Here is a 21,505-nt window from a genome sequence, read left to right as displayed (position 1 = left end):
CGGGGCGTCCGGGAGGCGCAGCCTGAAGGAGGACACCCATGGACAAGTCGGCCATTCGCAACTTTGCCACCGAGGCCCGGCGGGATCTCATCGAGCAGGTGGGCCTGCGCGCAAAGGAACTGGGGGTCACTGAAACCCAGTGCGCAGCGGCGGAGGCGGGCGAGGACTACGTGGTCATCGGCGGGGTGCGGTACCCGAAGGCGTACCAATCCGCGTACGAGCGCCTGTGCGCCGAGTGGAAGCGCAAAGGGTTCCAGCGCCTGGTGGAGGAAGTGGCGTACACGTGGTTCAACCGCATTATCGCCATTCGGTACATGGAGGTCCACGACTACCTGCCCTCCCACGTGCGCATCCTCTCGAGCGACCGGCCGGGTGGCCGCGATCCGGAGGTCCTGTCGCGCTACCGTGAACTGACGTTTTCGGTGGATGTGCCGTTCGTCGAACAGGCCTTGCGCAACGGCGATCGCGAGGTGGCCTTCCGGCACCTGTTCCTGATGCAGTGCGAGGAGCTGCACCGCATCATGCCGTTTTTGTTTGAGCCCATCGCCGATTACACCGAGCTGCTGCTGCCCACTCGGCTGCTGCACACCGACTCGGTGATCCAGAAGCTGGTCCGCGGCGTGGCGGAGGAAGACTTCGCCGATGTGGAGATCATCGGGTGGATGTACCAGTACTATGTGTCGGAACGCAAGGACGAGGTGTTTGCTGGGTTCAAAAACGGACGTAAAGCTGCGCCGGAGGACATCCCGCCCGCGACGCAGCTGTTCACGCCGGAATGGATCGTGCAGTACATGGTGCAGAACTCCGTGGGGCGGCTGTGGATGGACTCCGGCCTGTCCGTGGACAACGAGGTCCCGGAGACGTGGAGGTATTACATCGATCCCGCGCCGCAGACCGAAGAGGCCCAGCGCTTGTGGGAAGAGAGGAAACTGCGCGTGCGCGAGCCGGAAGAAATCCGGGTCCTCGATCCCGCGTGCGGTTCCGGCCACATCCTCGTGTATGCGTATGACCTGCTGTACGAACGGTATGAGGAGGCAGGTTACAGCGCCCAGGACATTCCGTATCGCATCTTGGAGCACAACCTGTACGGGTTGGAGATAGACGATCGCGCCGCCCAACTGGCGGCCTTCGCGCTCATGATGAAAGCGCGGGCGACGAACCGGCGCGTCTTCCAGCGCCCGCCGCGAATTCGCGTGTACAGCATCCCGTCTGTGGAGGGCGCCGACGTGACGTCCGTGGTGCGGGTTGTGGCCGATGGGGACGAAGGCCGGGCGAAGACGCTTCAGGTGTTGATCGACGCGTTTGCGGATGCGAAGAACCGCGGGTCGCTCATTCAGCCCCCGGCGTTGCAGGTAGATTGGATCCGGGAGCGGCTGCAGCAGCTACGGGAAGAGACGCAGTTGCTGCATCGGTTGCGGGAGGACGAAATCACCTGGCTGGAGCAGCTGTTGAACGCGTACGAGTTGCTGACCGGGACCTACAGCGTGGTGGTGACCAATCCGCCGTACATGGGTTCGCAAAACATGAACGACACCTTGAGAGAGTTTCTGCGGCAGGCGTATCCGCACACCAAGAGCGACCTGTTCGCGGCGTTCATGGAACGGTGCATCGACTTGACGTGTCCGCGGGGGTTTTGCGCAACGGTCAACCAACAGTCTTGGATGTTCATCAAGAGCTATGAACAGTGGCGCCATCGGTTGATCGACGAGTGTATCATCCACTCGATGGCGCATCTGGGGCCTCATGCGTTTGAAGACATTGGCGGTGAAGTCGTACAAACCACCACGTTCGTCATCGTGAAGGGGGACATCCCAGGTTGGACGGGTGTGTACTTCCGACTCGCCGAAGCTGGTGGCTCTGAAGAAAAGGCTCAGACGCTGCTGAGACGTGACCAGTTGTTTCGTGCCGATCAGCGTAAGTTCCTCGAACTCCCCGGCGCCCCCATTGCGTACTGGGCCACAGATCGGGTACGGGAGATCTTTCGCGACTATCCGAAACTGGGGGAGATTGCTGAGCCGAAGCGCGGTCTGGCAACTGCAGACAACGAGAGATTCATACGTCTATGGAACGAAGTGGATGTGTGTAAGATCGGATTCGGTCTTCAGTCCCGCCAACAGGCCCGACAGAGCGGGTTGAAGTGGTTTCCGTACAATAAGGGTGGGGAATTTCGCAAGTGGTACGGAAACCAGGATTATGTGGTGAACTGGGAGAACGACGGCGAGGAAATTCGAACCTTTACCGATGAAGAGGGGCGCGTAAGGTCCAGGCCGCAAAACATGGAGTATTACTTCCGCGAAGGCATCACGTGGACGTCCGTTACCTCGGCCAATGTGGCAGCGCGGTTCTCGCCAGTGGGCTTCGTCTTTGATCAGGCTGGAAACAGTGTGTTTGCGAAAAAGGCACATCAGTTTTATCTTCTAGGGTTTCTGTGCAGCTCGATTTCCATACAGCTACTGAGAACGGTAAATCCCACGTTTAACATTCTGGTCGGTGATGTTGCTTCCGCACCCATCATCATCGACGAGGCACGCAAGCCGGAGATCGACCGGCTGGTGCAGGAGTGCATCCAGATCAGCAAGGACGACTGGGACGACTTCGAGACCTCGTGGAACTTCACCGTGCACCCGTTGGTGCGGGCGGGGGCGGCCAATCTGGAGCAGGCGTTCGCCCGGTGGGAGGATTTGGCGGAGTCCCGGTTCCAGAAACTCAAGCAGAACGAGACGGCCATCAATCAGCTCTTCGCCGACATCTACGGATTGGAGGCCAGACCCGTCCAGGACGAGGACATCACCATCCGGCGGGCCGACCGGGAGCGGGAGGCAAAATCCTTCCTGTCCTACTTCATCGGCTGCGCCATGGGCCGGTATTCGCTGGACCATCCCGGGCTGGCCTACGCCGGAGGCAAGTGGGATCCGTCCCGTTATGAGCGGTTCGTGCCCGACCGGGACGGCATCGTGCCGCTGACCGACCAGGAGTATTTCGATGACGACGTGATCCGCCGGCTGGAGGCGTTCCTGACGGCGCTGTTCGGTGCGGACTCCGTGGCGGACAACCTGGCTTGGCTGGCGGAGTCTTTGGGTGGCATGCGCACCAACGAGACGCCCGCGGCGCGGGTGCGGCGGTACCTGACGGACGAATTCTACAAGGACCACGTGAAGGTTTACCGCAAGCGGCCCATCTACTGGCTGTTCGACTCCGGCAGCAAGAAGGCGTTTCGGGCGCTGATGTACCTGCATCGGTACGACCAGGAGACGCTGGCTCGGGTGCGGTTGCAGTACGTGCAGGTGCTGCAGCGGCAGTACACGCAGGAGGCGGACGTGCTCCAGCGGCAGATGGAGAGCGGAATGCTGAGCGCCGCAGAGAGAACGGCGGCCAGGAAGCGCATCCGGGAGTTGGAGGAGCGCCGGGAGGAGTTGGCGGCGTATGACCAGAAGCTGGCCGCGTTGGCGAACGACCGGATCGAACTGGATTTGGACGATGGCGTCGTGGTGAACCACGGCAAGCTGGCCGACGTGTTGGCGCCCATTAAGTGAGTGACAGACAGAGTCTGGATTACTCGAATGGGGATGCCCGGCTGGACGAGCACATCGCAGTCATTCATGTGTGAAAGGCGCATGCAAACGAAGGAGGACACCCATGGACAAGTCGGCCATTCGCAACTTTGCCACCGAGGCCCGGCGGGATCTCATCGAGCAGGTGGGCCTGCGCGCCAAGGAACTAGGGGTCACTGAAACCCAGTGCGCAGCGGCGGAGGCGGGCGAGGACTACGTGGTCATCGGCGGGGTGCGGTACCCGAAGGCGTACCAATCCGCGTACGAGCGCCTGTGCGCCGAGTGGAAGCGCAAAGGGTTCCAGCGCCTGGTGGAGGAAGTGGCTTACACATGGTTCAACCGCATTATCGCCATCCGGTACATGGAGGTCCACGACTACCTGCCCTCCCACGTGCGCATCCTCTCGAGCGACCGGCCGGGCGGCCGCGATCCGGAGGTCCTTTCGCGCTACCGCGAACTGACGTTTCCGGTGGACGTGCCGTTCGTCGAACAGGCCTTGCGCGACGGCGACCGTGAGAAGGCCTTCCGGCACCTGTTCCTGATGCAGTGCGAGGAGCTGCACCGCATCATGCCGTTTTTGTTTGAGCCCATCGCCGACTACACGGAGCTGCTGCTGCCCACTCGGCTGCTGCACACAGACTCGGTGATCCAAAAGCTGGTCCGCGGCGTGGCGGAGGAAGACTTCGCCGACGTGGAGATCATCGGGTGGATGTACCAGTACTATGTGTCGGAGAAAAAAGACGAGATTGTCGGCATGAACAAAGGGTTCGTGAAAGCGGAGGATCTGCCCGCCGCCACGCAGCTTTTCACGCCAGATTGGATTGTCAAGTACATGGTCCAGAACTCGCTCGGGCGCATGTGGATAGAGACGGGAGGCGACACGTCCCTCCTGGACGACTGGGAATTCTATTTAGCTCCTTCCGGTGATGGCCGAAGGGGCGGGCATAGCCTTACGCTTGAGGAGATTCGAATCTTCGATCCCGCTTGCGGCTCTGGACACATCTTGGTGTACGCGTTCGATCTCCTGTACAGGATGTACGAATCGCAGGGTTACCCTAGCAGTGAGATTCCGACGATTATCCTCAAGAACAATCTATACGGGTTGGATATCGACGAGCGTGCCGCGCAGTTGGCAGGATTTGCGTTGATGATGAAGGCGAGAGAAAAAGACAGGCGGTTGTTCTCTCGCGACATTCAACCGAATATCCAGGACTTCCGTAACCCCAGGGATGTCAGTGACGATGCTCTCGCCTTGCTGTGTCGTCAATCGGAGGATCGCGGCGTTCTTAAAAGCGTCCTACACGACTTTAAGAACGCGAAACTGTACGGATCCTTGATTGTGCCCAGCGCGGATGTCGCGTCCTTGCTGGAGCGACTCACAGGGTTGCTTGAGTCGGAGCCAAGCGATCTGTACGAGCGCCTGCTGCTGGAAGAACTCCGTGCAGGTGTTTTGCCCGTGCTTCGTCAAGCATTCTGGCTTTCGCTGAAGTACGACATGGTGGTCACCAATCCCCCGTATCACAACAAATACTGTCCAGAGCTCAAGGCGTTCATGCAGGAGAACTACAAGGATTACAAGGCCGACTTGTATTCGGCGTTCATTTACCGCTGTACGCAGTTCACGAAGAGCGGCGGGTATGCCGCGTTGATGACGCCCTTCACATGGATGTTCATCAGCACCCACGAGAAGCTGCGGAAGTATATCATTACAAAGCAGACGATTACGAGCTTGGTACAGTTGGAATACTCGGCGTTCGAGGAGGCCACCGTTCCCATCTGCACCTTCGTCATTCAAAACCAGACGGACATGCGGGTGGGTGAATACGTGCGGTTGGCCGATTTCCGCGGATCTGAGGTTCAGCCGTTGAAGGTCCGGGAAGCGGCACGAAATCCCCGCGTACCGTTCCGCTACACTTCCGATCAGACGACGTTCCTCGACCTCCCCGGCGCCCCCATTGCGTACTGGGCCACAGACCGGGTGCGGGAGGTCTTTCGCGACCACCCGAAGCTCGGAGATGTTGCTCAGCCACGGCAGGGACTGGCTACTGCGGACAACAACCGCTTCCTTCGCCTGTGGCACGAGGTCAATGTGCACCGCATCGGGTTTGGCATGCGATCGCGGGAAGAGGCGATGCGGAGCGGGCTGAAGTGGTTTCCCCTGAATAAAGGCGGAGGGTTTCGAAAGTGGTACGGAAACCAGGACTTCGTGGTGAATTGGGAGAATGACGGGGCGGAGATAAAGGAGAATGTAATAAACCGGTATCCGTACCTGAATGGGAACTATGAATACGTCGTAAAAAACGAGAAGTATTACTTCCGCGAGGGCATTACTTGGACATCAGCTCAGCCAAATTTGGCGTTCGGTACTCGCCTGTCGGATTCATTTCGGACCACAAAGGCAGTTGTGTATTTCCGCCATCTACACTGACGTGGTACCTGTGTGGATTCCTTTGCAGCTCATTATGCGAGGACTTTGTTTCATTACTGAATCCGACAATATCATTACAAGTCGGCAACATCGCCTCCCTGCCCATCATCATCGACGAAGCGCGCAAGCCGGAGATCGACCGGTTGGTGCAGGAGTGCATCCGGATCAGCAAGGACGACTGGGACGACTTCGAGATCTCGTGGAACTTCACCGTGCACCCGTTGTTGCGGGCGGGGGCGGCCAATCTGGAGCAGGCGTTCGCCCAGTGGGAGGATTTGGCGGAGTCTCGCTTCCAGAAACTCAAGCAGAATGAGACGGCCATCAATCAGCTCTTCGCCGACATCTACGGACTGGAGGCCAGACCCGTCGAGGACGAGGACATCACCATCCGGCGGGCCGACCGGGAGCGGGAGGCGAAATCCTTCCTGTCCTACTTCATCGGCTGCGCCATGGGCCGGTATTCGCTGGACCATCCCGGGTTGGCGTACGCCGGAGGCCAGTGGGATCCGTCCCGTTATGAGCGCTTCGTGCCCGACCGGGACGGCATCGTGCCGCTGACCGACCAGGAGTATTTCGAGGACGACGTGATCCGCCGACTGGAGGCGTTCCTGACGGCGCTGTTCGGTTCGGACTCCGTGGCGGACAACCTGGCTTGGCTGGCGGAGTCCTTGGGCGGCATGCGCACCAACGAGACGCCCGCGGCGCGGGTGCGGCGGTACCTGACGGACGAGTTCTACAAAGATCACGTGAAGGTATACCGCAAGCGGCCCATCTACTGGTTGTTTGACTCCGGCAGCAAGAAGGCGTTTCGCGCCCTGATGTACCTGCATCGGTACGACCAGGAGACGCTGGCTCGGGTGCGGTTGCAGTACGTGCAGGTGCTGCAGCGGCAGTACACGCAGGAGGCGGATGTGCTCCAGCGGCAGATGGAGAGCGGGATGCTGAGCGCCGCAGAGAGAACGGCGGCCAGGAAACGCATCCGGGAGTTGGAGGAGCGCCGGGAGGAGTTGGCGGCGTATGACCAGAAGTTGGCCGCGTTGGCGAACGACCGGATCGAATTGGATTTGGACGATGGCGTCGTGGTGAACCACGGCAAGCTGGCCGACGTGTTGGCGCCTATCAAGTGAGGGCGAAGAGACAAGGGGGGACCGGCGTGCTGAAGGAAGGGGACCTGGTGCGCGGCGCGCACTGGCCGGAGATTGTCGAGATCAAGCGGTGCGAACCCGTGCCCGACACCTCGCTGGTGCTGGTGGAGGCGCTCGGCCGGGTGAGCCGCCGTTACTACGAGCACCTGCTCGAGGCGTACCAACTGGAGTTTGTCGATCGCATCGGCGCCGCGGAATCCTCCTCGCTGGACGGCGAGGCCATCGGCCGGGCGCTGCAGTATCTGGCACTGGAGTGTGAACGGCAGTTCTCCAGGACGCGGGCGCTCGGGAACCAGCGCATCCTGCCGTTGCCCCACCAGATTGATGCCGTGTACAACCGGATGCTGCAGGCTCCTCAGGTGCGCTTCCTGCTGGCGGACGACCCCGGTGCCGGCAAGACCATCATGGCGGGGATGCTCATCCGCGAGCTGCAGGCCAGGGGCAGCGCGGACCGGGTCCTGATCCTGGTGCCGCCGCTGGTCCTGACGCAATGGCAGGACGAGCTGCAGCAAAAGTTTGGGCTCGACTTTCGCATCGTCGGCCGCTCGGTCGTGAAGGAGTTGGGTGGCCGCAACCCCTTCATGGAGACGCCCCGGGCTCTTGCTTCGCTGTATTTCGCGGCGCGCGACGAGATCAAGGCGCTGGTGGCCGAGGCCGACTTCGATCTCGTCATCATCGACGAGGCGCACAAGATGGCGGCCTACACGGAAGGGGTGAAGAAGCGCAAGGTCCGCCGGACGCGGCTGTATCAGCTGGGCGAGGTGGTGTGCCGAAGGGCTCCGCACCGGCTGCTGTTGACCGCCACGCCCCATAAGGGCGACAGCGAGAACTACCGCCACCTGCTGGCGTTGGTGGACGCGGACGTCTTCCGCCGTGCCGACAAGGGACAGGACCAGGCTATTCTGCGCGACAAGGCCAATCCGTACGTCATCCGCCGGCTGAAGGAGAACATGGTGCGGTTTGACGGCAGCCCGCTGTTTCCGCCCCGGACATCCAAGACCCTCGAGTTCGATCTCTCCCGGGAGGAGCTCGACCTCTACGAGGCGGTGACGGAGTATGTCCGCCATCACTTCAACCGCGCCATGGTCCGCAAGCAGACCCGGGCCGCCTTCGCCATGATGGTCCTGCAGCGGCGGCTGAGCTCGTCTGTCGAGGCCATCCACCAGTCGTTGGTGCGGCGGCGGGATCGACTCATGGAACTGTTGGCGAAACTCGAGGCAGATGCGAACGCACTGGAGACCGCCGCGGGGGAAGAGGTGCCGGAGGACCTGGACGAGATGGCGGCTTTCGAGGAAGAGTCCTTGGAGGCACAGGTGGAGTCCGAGACCGAGGCCGTCGATCCGGAGGAACTGCGCCTTGAGATTTCGGAGCTCGAACGCCTCATCCATCAGGCGGCCGGGCTGCGCGGCGGCGCGGACGAGCGCAAGCTCCAGGAGCTGGAGCGCACCCTCTTTGGACCGGACGGCCTGCTGGCCAAGGGGGAGAAGATCCTCATCTTCACCGAGTTCACCGACACCCTGCGCCATCTGCAGGAGCGGTTGCAACCGCGGGTGGACGGGATTGCGGTCATCACCGGATCGCTCACCATGGAGGAAAGGCAGCGGCAGGTGGATATGTTTCGCGAGCGCTGTTCCGTCATGATTGCGACGGACGCCGGCGGCGAATCTATCAACCTGCAGTTCTGCAACCAGATGGTGAATTACGACATTCCGTGGAATCCGAACAAGCTGGAGCAACGGATGGGCCGCATTCACCGCATTGGCCAGCGGAACGAGGTGTTCGTCTTCAACCTGGTGGCCAAGAATACCCGCGAGGGAAGCGTATTGCTGGCGCTGTTGAAAAAGATGGAGCAGATGCGCGAGGACCTGGGGCGTGACTTGGTCTACGACTTCCTCGGCGATCGCCTCGAGGAGCGCATGGGGAGCCTGGCGGACATCCTCCAGGAGTGCATTCTGGGGCGCCGTCGCCTGGACGAGGTGCTCACCGATATGGAGGCCACCTTGTCCAGCGAACACGAGCGCCTGGTGGAAATCGCGCGCCAAGAGCGGCTGGAGCGCGATGTGATTGATCTGCCGGGGATGCGGCGGGATCAACATCTTTTGTCCCTGCGGCGGATCCCGCCGGTGCACGTGTTGTCCTTCGCCAAGTCGGTGCTGGTGGCGCACCGGGTCGCGGTGACCCCGACGGACTACGGTTTTCGGGTCGAGCGCGTGCCCAAGTCCGTGCGCGACCGGATCCGTGGACGCCTGGGCGATCCCTCGGGCGAACCGCTGGACTTCTCCCACGCGATACGCGCGGAACTGGCATCTGGCGGGGACACCTTCGACGTGGAACACCCGGTGTGCCGCTTGGCCATGGCGCTCGCATCGGAGGACGCGGCCCGGCTGTCTGTGGGGCCTGTACGCGTGACGTATCCGACTCCAGAGCCGTTGGACGTGGAGCTGTACGAGATGAGCGTGGTGGACGGCACGGGCCGTGAATTGGGGCGCGAGTGGGTCACCATCGCACGGCGCGCCGACGGGCGGACGCTGTTTTTGGATCCGCTGTGGATCTGGCAGTGCACGTGGAAGCAGGTCCATGCCCTGGATGGCTGGAACGCTCCGCTCATGGCGCACGCGGTCCGCGAGGCACAGCGGCGGGTGTACGAGCTGCGCATGTCGCGGGAGCATGCGTTGGCCAAGAAGGCGGAGTTTCTCCGCCGCGCGTTTGACGCGCAATACGACGAGGTGGCCAGACGTCTCACCGAAGCGCAGCGGCTCAACGTCGACAGCCGCAATAACATCCTCGTCCACCAAGCCCAGGCGCAACTGGCGGACATCGAGAAGCGCCGGGAGGAGCGCTTGGCTGAAGTGGAGCGGGAGCGCAGCGTGCAGCTGCGCCCGCTGCGGCGATTGCTCCAAGCACGGCTCGAGCCCGACGGTTCTCCGGAGACCCGCGTCATTCCTGGGGATTGGGCCGACCAATGGGCACAGGAGGAGCAGGCCGCCGGCCGCACGATGGTGCGCGTCATGGACGCGTTTGGGCTGGCGGATTTCTACAGCGAGACCCCCGACGGGGAGCCCCGGTTTTTCCGTATGGTACAGGGACACCGGGTGGAGGTGGACCTGGCGGGGGACGAGTTGGAGTGATGTCTTGGGGTGTCGAGGACTTTTCCAAGAGGCCAAAGGAGATGGTGGCGTGGCGGTTTGGTTGGTGCGCGCTGGCCGGGGCGGCGAATGGGAAAGCTTTGCGTTGGACAACGGGCTGGCGGTCATCGGATGGAGTGAGCTCCCGAACCTGATGGATGTCCAAAGTCGCGACCAACTCTACACACTGCTGGAACAGACATACCCGGGGGAAAAGCGCAACACGCTCGTCAACTGGGCCGGTCAGATCTGGCCCTTTATCAGCGTCATCCAGCCCGGCGACGTGGTGGTGCTTCCTCTCAAGACGCGTTCCGCCATTGCTATGGGTGAGGTGATCGGGCCGTATCAGTACCGCACGGATCTTCCCTTAGAGGCGAGGCATGTGCGCCCGGTTCGATGGATGAAGGAGTTGCCTCGGACTGCGTTCGATCAAGACCTGCTGTATTCCCTTGGCGCATTCATGACCGTGTGCCGCATACAGAGAAACAACGCGGAAGAGCGCATTCGGGCATTGCTCCATGGGAACGTGGTGTCCACGCAGACTGTACAGCGGGGAGAGGATACCGACTCCGGCGAATGGATGGCGCCACCGGACTTGGAGCAATACGCCTTGGACCAAATCCGGGATTACATTACCCGCCGTTTCAAGGGCCACGGTCTCGCACGACTCGTCGGTGCGGTGTTGGAGGCGCAAGGCTATCGGGTGATGATATCCCCCGAGGGACCCGACGGAGGCGTGGACATCATCGCGGGGCAAGGGCCAATGGGTTTCGATCACCCGAGGATCGTGGTCCAGGTGAAGTCCGGCGACAGCCCGGTGGACGTGAAGGTTGTCCGGGAACTACAGGGCGTCATTCGGAACTTCGGGGCCGATCATGGTCTGATTGTCGCTTGGGGCGGTTATAAGAGCACGGTGACCCGAGAGGCTTCCCGTCAGTTTTTCGAGCTCCGGCTGTGGGATGCCGACGACTTGGTGAAAGCAGTTCTTTCGACTTACGAGAAGCTGCCTGAGGCACTCCAGGCGGAACTTCCGCTCAAACGCATCTGGGTACTGGTTGGGGAAGAGGGGGAGTAGTCACGCCTCCCGTCCACCGCGTCCAGTACCTCCCCCACCTTCCCTTGGATTACGGGTCAATGCCTCTGGCGCCAGGGCAAGTATGAGGATGCCAAAGACTCGCTCGGGGTGGGTTGCGATCTTTCTTTTATTGCATGCATCGAATGAATTGTCATACCCTTGGGCTAAGGGATGACGGGACCTACCAAGACAGGCTGGCTGTTCATGTGGGCCCGGGGAAAAATCTTTGATGTAAAGATTGGGCGTCGCCGGACGATCAACGCGGGGGATGACGGTGTAGTGAAGCGTTGGTTTGAACACGGAAAGTGGCCGAAGTGGATGGTTCGGCTCCATTACTATACCATCGTCTCTTTTGTGCTGCTCCTGTTGACCGGTGTGGCGCTGTATTTGCCAGCGGTGCACGCAGCGCTGATTACGTCTTTGCCTGTCATCTATTACGTTCATATCGCACTCGGCTTGGTGTTCGGCGCAACGTTGTTGATCCCGCTGGCGGCGCGATTGCCCGCCGGGAAATTGATCCGTCGCCTGGACTGGCTGTTTCCACTGGTGTTCGGGACCGTGATTGTGATCACCGGTATCTTCATTTGGCAAGTCACTTGGTTTCCGACCACGTGGCGCAGCTTGGCGTTCCGTTGGCACGGGTGGATGTCGTATGCACTCTTGGCGTGGCTCCTTGTACACGCTGCGTACAAAGCCATTGGATATCGACCCGCAAGTGACGGTTTGAATGCGCGCGTGGATCCAACGCGCAGAATGTTTTTGCAGTGGTTGGGCGCCGGGATTCTCGGCGCGGTCGTGTTAACGGTGATCGATCCGGTCGGATGGCTGACCCGTTCGTTCACTTCCAAGAACGATGACGAAAGCACCGGCGGCAGAGCGACCGGTTTCGCTGCTTACTACACCGTGACGGACGGCTATCCGAGTGCGGACCTATCCACCTACCGGCTCACCGTCGATGGTTTGGTGAACCATCCGACCACCTTGACGTGGAGCGACTTGATGGGCCTGGAACCGTATACGGAGGAAGCGGACTTTCATTGTGTGACAGGGTGGAGCGTGCCGAACGTCAGATGGAAGGGTGTGCATTTGAGTTCGCTCGTCAGCCGGGTGAAGCCACTCCCCCAGGTTGGCTCTGTACACTTCTATTCATTTGATGGCGCGTATACGGAATCTCTGTCATTGTCTCAAGCGCTCGATCCGACGGTGTTGCTGGCTTATGAGTTGAACGGGCAGCTGTTGGGCAGACAACAAGGCTTTCCCCTCCGGCTTGTAGTTCCCAAAATGTATGGGTACAAGTCCATCAAGTGGGTGAACCGAATCGAATTCAGCGACAAGCCTCTGGTGGGTTACTGGGAGGCGCGAGGATACGACGACGACGCATATCTGGGCACCCGGCTGTAATCGTCGGGTCAACCCAGTGATGTCAACGCAATCCGGAACGCCTTCAGTTCCACCCGCAAAACCCAACTCCAACCAGGTTTCCCAGCACGTTGAGGTGTGGCACGATGTTATTTGAGAATGGACCACTTGGAGCACGCCGAATCCAGCCGCATGACTATCCTTTACTCTCCAAGTGGCTCAGTGATCCACGAGTTCTCCGGTTCTACGAAGGCCGTGATAACCCGCACGACCTAGAGAAAGTGAAGCAGGTGTTCGGTTCCAAGGATGACCGTGGCGTCACCGGCTGCATTCTTCACTGCGATGGAAAGGAAATTGGGTACGTTCAGTTCTACCTTCTGTCTGACGCCAAGAAATCTGATCTTGGCTTGGACCCAACCAAAGTTGTATATGGCATGGACCAATTCATTGGGGAACCCGATTATTGGAACAGAGGCGTCGGTACAACACTGGTGAAATCCATGGCGGACTATTTGAGAAACAAACTTGGTGCGGATCATGTCATCATGGACCCGCAGGCGTGGAACACACGGGCGATCCGGTCTTATGAGAAGGCCGGATTCCGTAAATTCAGGTGGCTGCCGAAGCATGAATTGCATGAGGGGGAATGGCGAGACTGTTGGCTGATGATGTATCCGGCTGACGAAGGCTGTGTCCGTTTGGTACAGATCGATCCCGCAGAAGCAGGGGCAGGCGCAAAGGAGATTTTGTCCGCAGCCATCTTTAACCCGACGGCAGAACGAATCGATGATATTCTCAGTCAAGTGTATTCGTCGCCGGACACTTGTCTGTTCGGCTTCCTGCTAGACGGTGCTCTTGTGGGTGTAGCCGGCATTCGAAGAATGGAGAATTCGACGGCCGAACTGTTGCACATAGCCATCAAACAGTCGGAACGGCACAAGGGGTTTGGGAGGGAGTTTGTTCGAACTGTGATACATTCGGAAAAATTGACCGAACTCCATGCCGAAACGGATCGTGAATCTGCGGGGTTTTACAGGCGCTGCGGCTTCTCTGTTGAGTCTCTAGGCGAGAAGTACCCTGGCGTTGAACGATTCGTCTGCAGATGGTCACAAGAAGGGCCTGGAAGCGATGAGTGAGTTGGCACGAACACCTGAACCACCGTACTACGCCGTGATCTTCACATCCGTTCGGACCGATGGAGATCACGGATACGGTGAAATGGCGGATGAAATGGTTGAGTTGGCCAAAACGCAGCCAGGTTTTCTGGGGATTGAGAGTGTAAGGGAACCGAACGGCTTTGGCATCACAGTTTCCTACTGGGAGACGGAAGACGCCATTCGACTTTGGAAAGAGAATGCCCGGCATCAGATTGCACAAAAACTTGGACGGGAGAAGTGGTACGAGGGTTTTGTAACTAGGGTCAGCAAGGTGGAGCGGACATACAGGTTTGAACGATAAAGGGTTGCCCCTAAGAGAGGATCGGTCCATGAATTTCGTAACTCGTACCATGACCCAAGCGGATGCCATTCAAATCGCTGGTTGGACTTACGAACCGCCGTATGACTTCTATAACATGGGCGGTACCGACGAATCGGTGAACGAGTTGTTGAACGGATCGTATTGGGTCGTCGAATCAAACGACGGGGACATCATCGGTTTCTATTGCACCGGGGGTTCGGCTCAGGTTCCTGCCGGGCATACGCTCGGAGCCTACCTGCATGGTGTTGAGGACGTGGTGGATCTCGGCATTGGCATGCGTCCAGACTTGACTGGGCGTGGATTGGGTACTCCGTTTCTGGACTGCGTTCTGCGAAAGGTAGCCGCTCGCCACCCGTCCGCTGACATACGACTGACAGTAGCTGCATTCAATCGGCGAGCCATCCAGCTTTACCGGAGATTTGGATTTCAGTATCAAACTGAGTTCGTCCGGGACGGCGTAGCTTTTCAAACGATGCTGAGGACTGCGCAGCGAACGAGGGGTGGAACGGGTCATCGTGAACCCTCAGACATGGAATGAACGGGAGTGAGATTCGATTTTCGAGTGTCTGGGTCATGTCTCGTGCAGATGTATTCCGCAGTTCCAATTTGCAGAAGAACGCGGTGGTCGCGTATGCATGATTTTTGCATATTCATGCATAATCTGTATGTTACACTTATGGCAGTCAAGGGCAGAATAGCGACATAAGCTCCCTGTAACTTTCCAAGCCAGGTCTGCTTGACTGTCAGCTGAACGAAAAATTGATGAGGGGTGTTCCTTGATGACAAATAGTAGAATGAATCCTAAGGTTGATGAATTTTTAAGTAAAGCTAAAAAGTGGAGGGAAGAATATGAGAAGTTGAGAAGTATCGTTCTTGACTGTGAGCTGACCGAAGAATTTAAGTGGATGCATCCTTGTTACACGTTTGAGAAAAAGAACATAGTTTTAATACATGGATTTAAAGAATATTGTGCGCTTCTGTTTTTCAAAGGTGCCTTGTTACAGGATGCCCATGGGATTCTAATCCAACAAACGGAGAATGTACAGGCGGCGCGCCAGATTCGGTTCACCAATGTTCAAGAAATAGTTGAAATGGAAACCATCTTGAAAGCCTATATTTATGAAGCCATTGAAGTTGAAAAAGCCGGTTTGGAAGTGAATTTTAAAAAGAATACAGACTTCATAATTCCTGAAGAACTTCAAAATAAATTCGATGAAATCCCTGCCTTGAAAACTGCTTTTGAAGCATTGACGCCGGGACGGCAAAGAGCATACATTCTTTATTTTTCTGAACCCAAACAATCCAAAACTCGACAGTCAAGGGTTGAAAAATGTATACAGCAAATTCTCAATGGAAAGGGATTAAATGATTAGTATATTCTCCTTGAACTAACGGGGGCGTTAGTTCAACAATGACACTCGTTGAATCCTGCATTGTTATGTAAAACGCGGTATGCCGGAACGCCGCGTTTTTCTGCATTTTTAAGTTGCGGATAACAGCAGCTTCCGAAGTGACTACGGAGGTGCGTGGACGTGGAGCCATTAGGCAAAGTCGTGAGCGACCTCAACGAGTTGTTCGCTGTGGAGAAACTCGGTAAGGATCCTACGTTTAGCCGATTTATCCCGCAAGCTTACGAGCAGGTGGGATTCGCGTGGAGAGAGTTCTTCGAGGAGAAGTTCTGCGGTTTGTTCAATGGGTTAATGATCAAAGGAAATGACCATGTGTCCTCCGTGTTCTTGGCGGTGTTCCCGACAGAACAAGTTTTGTGTCAGTTCATTGAAACCGGGCAGCCCGGTGATCTCTTGTTCATGCATCATCCGCTTCACATGGAGTGCGGTGACCCGAGAGGTCAGTGGGGGAGAGGCTTTGTCCCCATCGATCCGAAGCTTCTCCATGCCATAAAGGAACGACGTTTGTCGGTATATACGTGTCACTTGCCCATGGATTACAACGAGCGAATCGGGACCACCGCAGCGATGTGTGAAGCGCTTGGTGCGAAGAGAATTGGCGACTTCTATTCGGACGAACATGGCTCGGTGGGTGCGATATGTGAAATACCGGAGACGAGTACCGATCAACTTTGCGATCGCCTCAAAGAGATCTTTCAAATCCCGTACGTGGATTTCGAAGGAAAGCACCATGACCGTATCCGCACAGTGGCCGTTGTGGCGGGTTGCGGAGACGTGGTTGACCGGATGAAAGAAGCGGAGAGCAAGGGAGCACAAGCCTACATCACCGGCGAGATCCATTGCCATATTGACAATGATTACGGCCGCACGCGGTTTGAAATGATGATGGAGTATGTGAGGACGACAAGCATGTCCTTGATTGGCGTGTCGCATGCTGCCTCGGAGTACCTAGTCAAAAAGACCCAGATGAAGAATTGGTTCAACGAACATCACGATGTTCAGGTCAAGTTGATCCCACAGCACAAGTGGTGGCTATAAACAGAGGAATGTCTGTATCTCGGAGCCGCAGATGCGAGATGATGGGTCAATTTTGGGGTTGTTCAGGCACCCTTGACTCGTGCTTTTGGTTCGCCAAGCGAGGGGAGGATTCAAGTGTTCATTTACGACGCCGGTGATGGAATCCATTTGAGTCTGCTGACGATACAAAACGCCGAGGAACTCTTTACGCTGACTGATACGTCTAGAGACCTCCTCAGGCAGTGGTTGCCGTGGGTGGATGGCACGAAAACGGTCGAAGACTCGAAGGCATTCATCCAACAGAGTTTGCATCAGTTCTCGTCGAATGACGGCTTGCACGCAGGGATATGGTTCAGTGGGCGGCTCGTGGGAGTCATCGGCTTCCATAAAATCGACTGGCACAACCGTCGGACTGCGATTGGGTATTGGCTTGGTAAAGAATTTCAAGGTCGTGGCATTATGACCAGAGCGTGTCGGGCGATGGTCAATATCGCTTTCCACGAATACAAGCTCAATCGGGTAGAAATCCGGACGGCTGTTGAGAACCGCAAAAGCAGAGCGATTCCTGATCGTCTCGGCTTCGTCGAGGAAGGAGTGTGCCGGCAAGCCGAATGGTTGTATGATCGCTTTGTTGACCATGTAATCTACGGAATGCTCGCAGGGGATTGGCTTCAAGGTTAGGAAATGCACGGTGAGTGTACCAGATTCGGGGCCGAAGGACACGGCAGGTCAAATTCTTTGCCATGTGATTGCGCATGAAATTCACCACGTGGGCCAGTTGTCCATTTGGGCCAGGCAAATCGGTAGGGAGCCGGTATCGACGAATCTCGTTGGCCGACGCCTGACTTAACGGGACAGAGGCCATAGCGACAATTTGTGGATGTCAATCGGCAGGAGATTGTAATACGGAATCGAGTACCGTGACAAACTAATACATTTAGTTTAAAGTGGATCTATATTAGTTGTGTGGGCCCAATGATGGTGTTGGCACGACCGCAAAAGGCAAGTGATCCAAGTACACGCTCGAGTTTGTAGGGAGGATGAACAAGTCGATGAGAGTGACTTCTTTTGGGAACTGTGTTCAACTGACGTTTTATCCCGGTGTATTCCCAGTGAATTGCTACCTCGTTAGGGAGGACGACGGTCTGACTTTGATTGACACAGGGCTTCCGTCCAGCGCCAAGGCCATCCTCGCGGCAGCTCAGAGGCTCGACATGCCCATCCAGCGGATCGCACTCACACACGCCCACGGGGATCATGTCGGTGCCCTCGATACATTGCGCGAAGCGTTACCTGACGCGGAAGTCATGATTTCAGCGCGTGATGCTCGACTGCTTCGTGGAGACACCAGTATTGATCCTGCCGAGCCGCAGGTTGGGGTACGCGGTTCGGTGAAACCGTGCAAGACACATCCTACTCGCCTACTCACCGCAGGAGACCGGATTGGTTCCCTCGAGGTGATCTCGTGCCCGGGACATACACCTGGCCATGTTGCCTTCTTCGATGCAAGGGATAGAACGCTCATCGCGGGTGATGCGTTCCAGACAAAGGGGGGAGTGGCCGTTGCAGGTACGGTACGACCGCTCTTCCCGTTTCCCGCACTCGCTACGTGGCACAGGCCTACCGCTCTAAACAGTGCGAAACACTTGCGTCAATTGCATCCGTCCCACTTAGCAGTGGGACACGGTAACATACTTGTCGATCCACTCGACGCAATGGATGCCGCCATTCAGATGGCCGAGCGCAAGTTGAAGGGGCAGATGTAGGATGTCCGCCAAGGCAAGATTGGATCGAGTGTCCGTCGTTCTCACCGCGGCCAGCTTAGCCGATGAAATTGGATTTGAACATGTTACACTTGCGGCGGTGGCATCGCGTCTAGGCGTACGCATTCCTTCACTGTACAACCACGTCGATGGTTTACCGGGGCTGCGCAGGGAACTTGCTCTGTACGGCATACGTGAATTAAACAAGCGACTCCAGTTGGCTGCCATCGGTAAAGAGTCTGAACGGGCTATTGAAGCCATGTTCCACGCATATCGCGCTTTTGCCAGGGAACGACCCGGCCTGTACGAGGCAACTTTACACGCGCCGGATCCACAAGACCGCGAGTTAGAGAAAGCAGCCCAAGACATCGTCGAAACGGTACTGACTGTACTGGAGCCGTTCCATTTTACTCATGAGGACGCGATACACGTTGTCCGTGGCATCCGCAGCGTCGCTCATGGGTTTGCATCCCTAGAAGCAGCGGGAGGCTTTGGACTCTCTATAGACCCAGACGAGAGCTATCGTAGACTGATATCCGTCTTTCTTCTCGGTTTACATTCGATCCGTCAGGTTGATGAGAACTAGGGATGGATCGTACCAGGGATTACGACCAACGACGTATGGTGCCTGGTGAACGCCGGCACTATGCTGGAATTGAGTTAGCTGCACATCGTCGGAAAGAGGATCCTCATGCAAGGAATACACCTGCTGCGTACCAATCGGAACTATCGAAACTTGTGGCTGGCCTCGGTGGGAAGCCAATTGGGCAATTGGTTCAATGAGGTCGCACTTGCGCAAGTTACACTGACACTGACGGATTCGCCTGCAGCGATGGGGTTCGTTCTTCTCTGCCGCTCGTTGCCTGCTGTCATCCTTGGGCCATTTGCCGGACCCCTTGTCGATCGGTTTCCCAAGAAACCATTCTTAGTTGCGACTGACCTGGTTCGTGCCGTGTTGGCGTTTGCCCTATCTCTGTCTGTATGGCTGCATGCGAGTTGGATCCTCTATGTCGTGTCAGCGCTTCTAGGGATATCCGGCACCCTGTTTGGACCGGCGCGCAGCGCGGCGATGCCACTCATGGTTTCCCGTGATGAATTGGCGACGGCGAATGGGTTGGACTCGCAGGCGAGCGGGCTGGTCCAAATCATCGGTGCAGCGTGCGGGGGAATCGTTGCGGCGACGGTTGGCCCCATCATGTGTTTCATCGTCAACGCGGCATCGTATGTATGGTCCGCATGGCACATCCTGCGATGCCACTGGGATGAGACAGGTGGCGAAAGGCGAAACGGCACAACGTACTTGCAGTCGCTCAAGGCAGGTTTTGAGGAGGCGCTTCATAACCGGGTGGCTCGAGCCATCATCCTCATCGGCATCAGTTGGGGGCTCGCTGGTGGTGGATATTACATCTTAATCCCGGTTCTCGGTCAGCAGGTCTACCACATGGGTGGGCTCGGTATCGGTGTGTTGTACGTCATCGACGGGATCGGCGTGTTGATGGGGGCGTACGCCGTAAACCAGTTTGTCGGGAAGAATCATCGGCGAGCCGTCATCTGGTATGGGGTAGCATATTTGACACAGGCGCTTTTCTTTATTGCCTTGACGCAGTTTACCGTTTTCACGTGGGGTGCCTTGATGCTCTTGTTGATGCGTGTGAGTTCCGGGGTGATCATCCCGCTGGATACATACATGGTACAAACAAGCATTCGTCCCGATGTCCAAGGAAGGGTCTTTGCTTTGCACGGTTCGACGTATGGCGGTGTAATGCAGTTATCGTACGCACTTGCGGGATTGGCCCTTGCCAGATTCGGCATTCCGGTGGTTGGCATGGTGATCGGCGCGATGTCCATGTTGTGCGGGGTGTCCTGGTTGGCGCAGTTTGGAAGGCCGCGCAGGTTCGAAGGAGTGGCATGATGCACACGCTTGTGGTCGGAGGCACAGGCATGCTATTTGTCACGGCTTGGCTGGCTGAGCAAGGACACACGATTTCTGTCGTCAGCAGGCGTCCGGGAAACTTCTCCTCGTGTTCGTATCCGGGGGAGCCATGGGAGAAGCGCCCCAAGGAATGAACGGAGTTGTCGCTCCGGATCTCGTATAATGTAAAAAATTATCGAGGATATTGGAAAACGTGAATACAGAGGTGCAACTCATGCGGAAAGTGGCAGCCATCTATGACATCCACGGAAACTTACCAGCGCTCGAAGCGGTACTTGGTGAAATTGAACGAGAACATGTCGACTGCATTATTGTTGGCGGTGATGTGGCATGGGGGCCCGATCCCGTTGGTGTGCTCCACCGTCTCATGAGCTTACCGGGGGACGTTCGATTTGTCCGAGGCAATACAGATCGTTATGTAGCCGAGAGATACGGCGTTGAGAATGGGCTTGATCCATGGGATGCAGAGATCAACAAGTGGTGCGCTGATCAGATTGACGACGGGCAGCGTACATTTCTCAAAAATCTTCCAGATAGCGTGTCTCTTGAAATTTACGGATTGGGGCCAACGCTGTTCGTTCATGGTTCACCAAGGAGAGACAATGAGGCCATTCGTCGAGACACACCGGAATCGGAGCTTGGTCCGATGCTCGAGGGTGTTGTGGAGGGTTTGGTTGTCTGCGGGCATACCCATGTTCAATTTGACCGTACGGCGTGTGGCAAACGTATCGTGAATCCGGGGAGTGTTGGGTTGCAGATTCGTGCTCGGGGCGCGTGCTGGGCGCTCTTTGGACCTGATGTGGACCTGCGCCAGACGATGTATGACTTTGAGGAAGCTGCGAAGCGTATCCGTCAGACTGGTGTGCCGATGGCTGAGGAGTTTGCGCAGCACATACTGATGCCACCAATGAAAGAGTCATAAGCCGATGACGGAGGAGTGAAGATTGCAAATACAGTCGACTTTCCCCGCAGAATTGCTGACTTTTCTTCATGACAATTTTAGAGCCGTCACTCGAATGAACCCCTTGACGGGTGTCACAGGCAAAGTGGGCACGACTCGCCTGATATTGGACAATAGGTCTGTCACTGTGAAATTTTCTCCGCCTCCAGGAGAACGGAACTTCTACGAACGCCACGCCGGCCTCCTGCGACGTGCGGGTGTTGGGATCTCTGACTTGCATTGGTCAGGTGCCCATCTTGACGGAACCCACTGGATTGCCG

16 protein-coding genes and 2 pseudogenes are annotated in these 21,505 nt (G+C 57.4%); all 18 read left to right on the top strand.

Features of this window, described 5'->3' with window-relative positions; translation table 11 throughout:
- Window positions 1–38 precede the first annotated feature (38 nt).
- The 18 genes and pseudogenes from pglX (N687_RS0108600) to N687_RS0108525 all read left to right on the top strand — a co-directional run bounded on the left by pglX (N687_RS0108600) (window position 39) and on the right by N687_RS0108525 (window position 21,206).
- Entirely contained in the window at window positions 39–3,533 is a 3,495-nt protein-coding gene (gene pglX / locus N687_RS0108600) for a BREX-1 system adenine-specific DNA-methyltransferase PglX (protein ID WP_029421468.1), read from the top strand.
- Window positions 3,534–3,636: 103 nt separating this feature from the next.
- Complete coding sequence (gene pglX / locus N687_RS20875; protein ID WP_051663081.1) at window positions 3,637–5,979, top strand: BREX-1 system adenine-specific DNA-methyltransferase PglX; 2,343 nt, start codon at window positions 3,637–3,639, stop codon at window positions 5,977–5,979.
- Between the two features lie 143 nt (window positions 5,980–6,122).
- Complete coding sequence (locus N687_RS24745) at window positions 6,123–7,106, top strand: hypothetical protein (protein ID WP_051663080.1); 984 nt, start codon at window positions 6,123–6,125, stop codon at window positions 7,104–7,106.
- 26 nt (window positions 7,107–7,132) lie between these two features.
- The gene (locus N687_RS0108590) at window positions 7,133–10,252 is read left to right on the top strand and encodes a DEAD/DEAH box helicase (RefSeq protein WP_029421467.1); all 3,120 of its coding nucleotides are present in this window, start codon (window positions 7,133–7,135) and stop codon (window positions 10,250–10,252) included.
- A 49-nt stretch (window positions 10,253–10,301) separates the two neighbouring features.
- Window positions 10,302–11,324, top strand: coding sequence for a restriction endonuclease (locus N687_RS0108585; RefSeq protein ID WP_029421466.1), 1,023 nt, complete (start codon window positions 10,302–10,304; stop codon window positions 11,322–11,324).
- A 279-nt stretch (window positions 11,325–11,603) separates the two neighbouring features.
- Window positions 11,604–12,725 (top strand): molybdopterin-dependent oxidoreductase, encoded by a 1,122-nt coding sequence (locus tag N687_RS0108580; protein ID WP_029421465.1) that lies wholly within the window; start codon window positions 11,604–11,606, stop codon window positions 12,723–12,725.
- 104 nt (window positions 12,726–12,829) lie between these two features.
- Window positions 12,830–13,357 (top strand): annotated as a pseudogene (locus tag N687_RS25460) (GNAT family N-acetyltransferase); the annotation flags it as partial.
- On the top strand, window positions 13,349–13,819 hold the full coding sequence (locus N687_RS25455) for a GNAT family N-acetyltransferase (RefSeq protein ID WP_419670154.1): 471 nt from the start codon (window positions 13,349–13,351) through the stop codon (window positions 13,817–13,819). The pseudogene N687_RS25460 and the gene N687_RS25455, both read left to right, overlap by 9 nt.
- Window positions 13,812–14,141 carry an antibiotic biosynthesis monooxygenase family protein gene (locus N687_RS0108570; RefSeq protein WP_029421463.1) on the top strand — a complete coding sequence of 110 codons (330 nt, stop codon included), beginning with the start codon at window positions 13,812–13,814 and terminating at the stop codon, window positions 14,139–14,141. The genes N687_RS25455 and N687_RS0108570 overlap by 8 nt, the downstream gene beginning before the upstream one ends.
- A 28-nt stretch (window positions 14,142–14,169) precedes the next feature.
- Window positions 14,170–14,700 (top strand): GNAT family N-acetyltransferase, encoded by a 531-nt coding sequence (locus tag N687_RS0108565; protein WP_029421462.1) that lies wholly within the window; start codon window positions 14,170–14,172, stop codon window positions 14,698–14,700.
- Between the two features lie 241 nt (window positions 14,701–14,941).
- Complete coding sequence (locus N687_RS0108560) at window positions 14,942–15,535, top strand: YdeI/OmpD-associated family protein (protein ID WP_029421461.1); 594 nt, start codon at window positions 14,942–14,944, stop codon at window positions 15,533–15,535.
- A 159-nt stretch (window positions 15,536–15,694) separates the two neighbouring features.
- On the top strand, window positions 15,695–16,609 hold the full coding sequence (locus N687_RS0108555; protein WP_029421460.1) for a Nif3-like dinuclear metal center hexameric protein: 915 nt from the start codon (window positions 15,695–15,697) through the stop codon (window positions 16,607–16,609).
- A gap of 114 nt (window positions 16,610–16,723) precedes the next feature.
- Window positions 16,724–17,269 (top strand): GNAT family N-acetyltransferase, encoded by a 546-nt coding sequence (locus N687_RS0108550; protein ID WP_029421459.1) that lies wholly within the window; start codon window positions 16,724–16,726, stop codon window positions 17,267–17,269.
- A 40-nt stretch (window positions 17,270–17,309) separates the two neighbouring features.
- Window positions 17,310–17,438: pseudogene (locus N687_RS23010) on the top strand (DinB family protein); the annotation flags it as partial.
- 190 nt (window positions 17,439–17,628) lie between these two features.
- Window positions 17,629–18,354, top strand: coding sequence for an MBL fold metallo-hydrolase (locus N687_RS0108545; RefSeq protein ID WP_331280131.1), 726 nt, complete (start codon window positions 17,629–17,631; stop codon window positions 18,352–18,354).
- A 1-nt stretch (window position 18,355) separates the two neighbouring features.
- Complete coding sequence (locus N687_RS0108540; protein ID WP_029421457.1) at window positions 18,356–18,937, top strand: TetR/AcrR family transcriptional regulator; 582 nt, start codon at window positions 18,356–18,358, stop codon at window positions 18,935–18,937.
- A 105-nt stretch (window positions 18,938–19,042) separates the two neighbouring features.
- Entirely contained in the window at window positions 19,043–20,263 is a 1,221-nt protein-coding gene (locus N687_RS0108535) for an MFS transporter (protein WP_029421456.1), read from the top strand.
- Window positions 20,264–20,477: 214 nt separating this feature from the next.
- Window positions 20,478–21,206 carry a metallophosphoesterase family protein gene (locus tag N687_RS0108525; protein ID WP_231493436.1) on the top strand — a complete coding sequence of 243 codons (729 nt, stop codon included), beginning with the start codon at window positions 20,478–20,480 and terminating at the stop codon, window positions 21,204–21,206.
- Window positions 21,207–21,505: the final 299 nt, after the last annotated feature.

The sequence above is a fragment of the Alicyclobacillus macrosporangiidus CPP55 genome (genome assembly GCF_000702485.1).
GTDB lineage: Bacteria > Bacillota > Bacilli > Alicyclobacillales > Alicyclobacillaceae > Alicyclobacillus_H > Alicyclobacillus_H macrosporangiidus_B.
Note: the sequence above shows the minus strand (reverse complement) of the source record. Positions and strands in the feature narration are given on the sequence as shown.

What these genes read in the sequence shown, in the direction of transcription:
- pglX (WP_029421468.1), top strand. Translation starts at nt 39, where the DNA reads ATGGACAAGTCGGCCATTCGCAACTTTGCCACCGAGGCCCGGCGGGAT.
- pglX (WP_051663081.1), top strand. Translation starts at nt 3,637, where the DNA reads ATGGACAAGTCGGCCATTCGCAACTTTGCCACCGAGGCCCGGCGGGAT.
- N687_RS25455 (WP_419670154.1), top strand. Translation starts at nt 13,349, where the DNA reads ATGATGTATCCGGCTGACGAAGGCTGTGTCCGTTTGGTACAGATCGAT.
- N687_RS0108570 (WP_029421463.1), top strand. Translation starts at nt 13,812, where the DNA reads ATGAGTGAGTTGGCACGAACACCTGAACCACCGTACTACGCCGTGATC.
- N687_RS0108565 (WP_029421462.1), top strand. Translation starts at nt 14,170, where the DNA reads ATGAATTTCGTAACTCGTACCATGACCCAAGCGGATGCCATTCAAATC.
- N687_RS0108560 (WP_029421461.1), top strand. Translation starts at nt 14,942, where the DNA reads ATGACAAATAGTAGAATGAATCCTAAGGTTGATGAATTTTTAAGTAAA.
- N687_RS0108545 (WP_331280131.1), top strand. Translation starts at nt 17,629, where the DNA reads ATGAACAAGTCGATGAGAGTGACTTCTTTTGGGAACTGTGTTCAACTG.
- N687_RS0108540 (WP_029421457.1), top strand. Translation starts at nt 18,356, where the DNA reads ATGTCCGCCAAGGCAAGATTGGATCGAGTGTCCGTCGTTCTCACCGCG.
- N687_RS0108535 (WP_029421456.1), top strand. Translation starts at nt 19,043, where the DNA reads ATGCAAGGAATACACCTGCTGCGTACCAATCGGAACTATCGAAACTTG.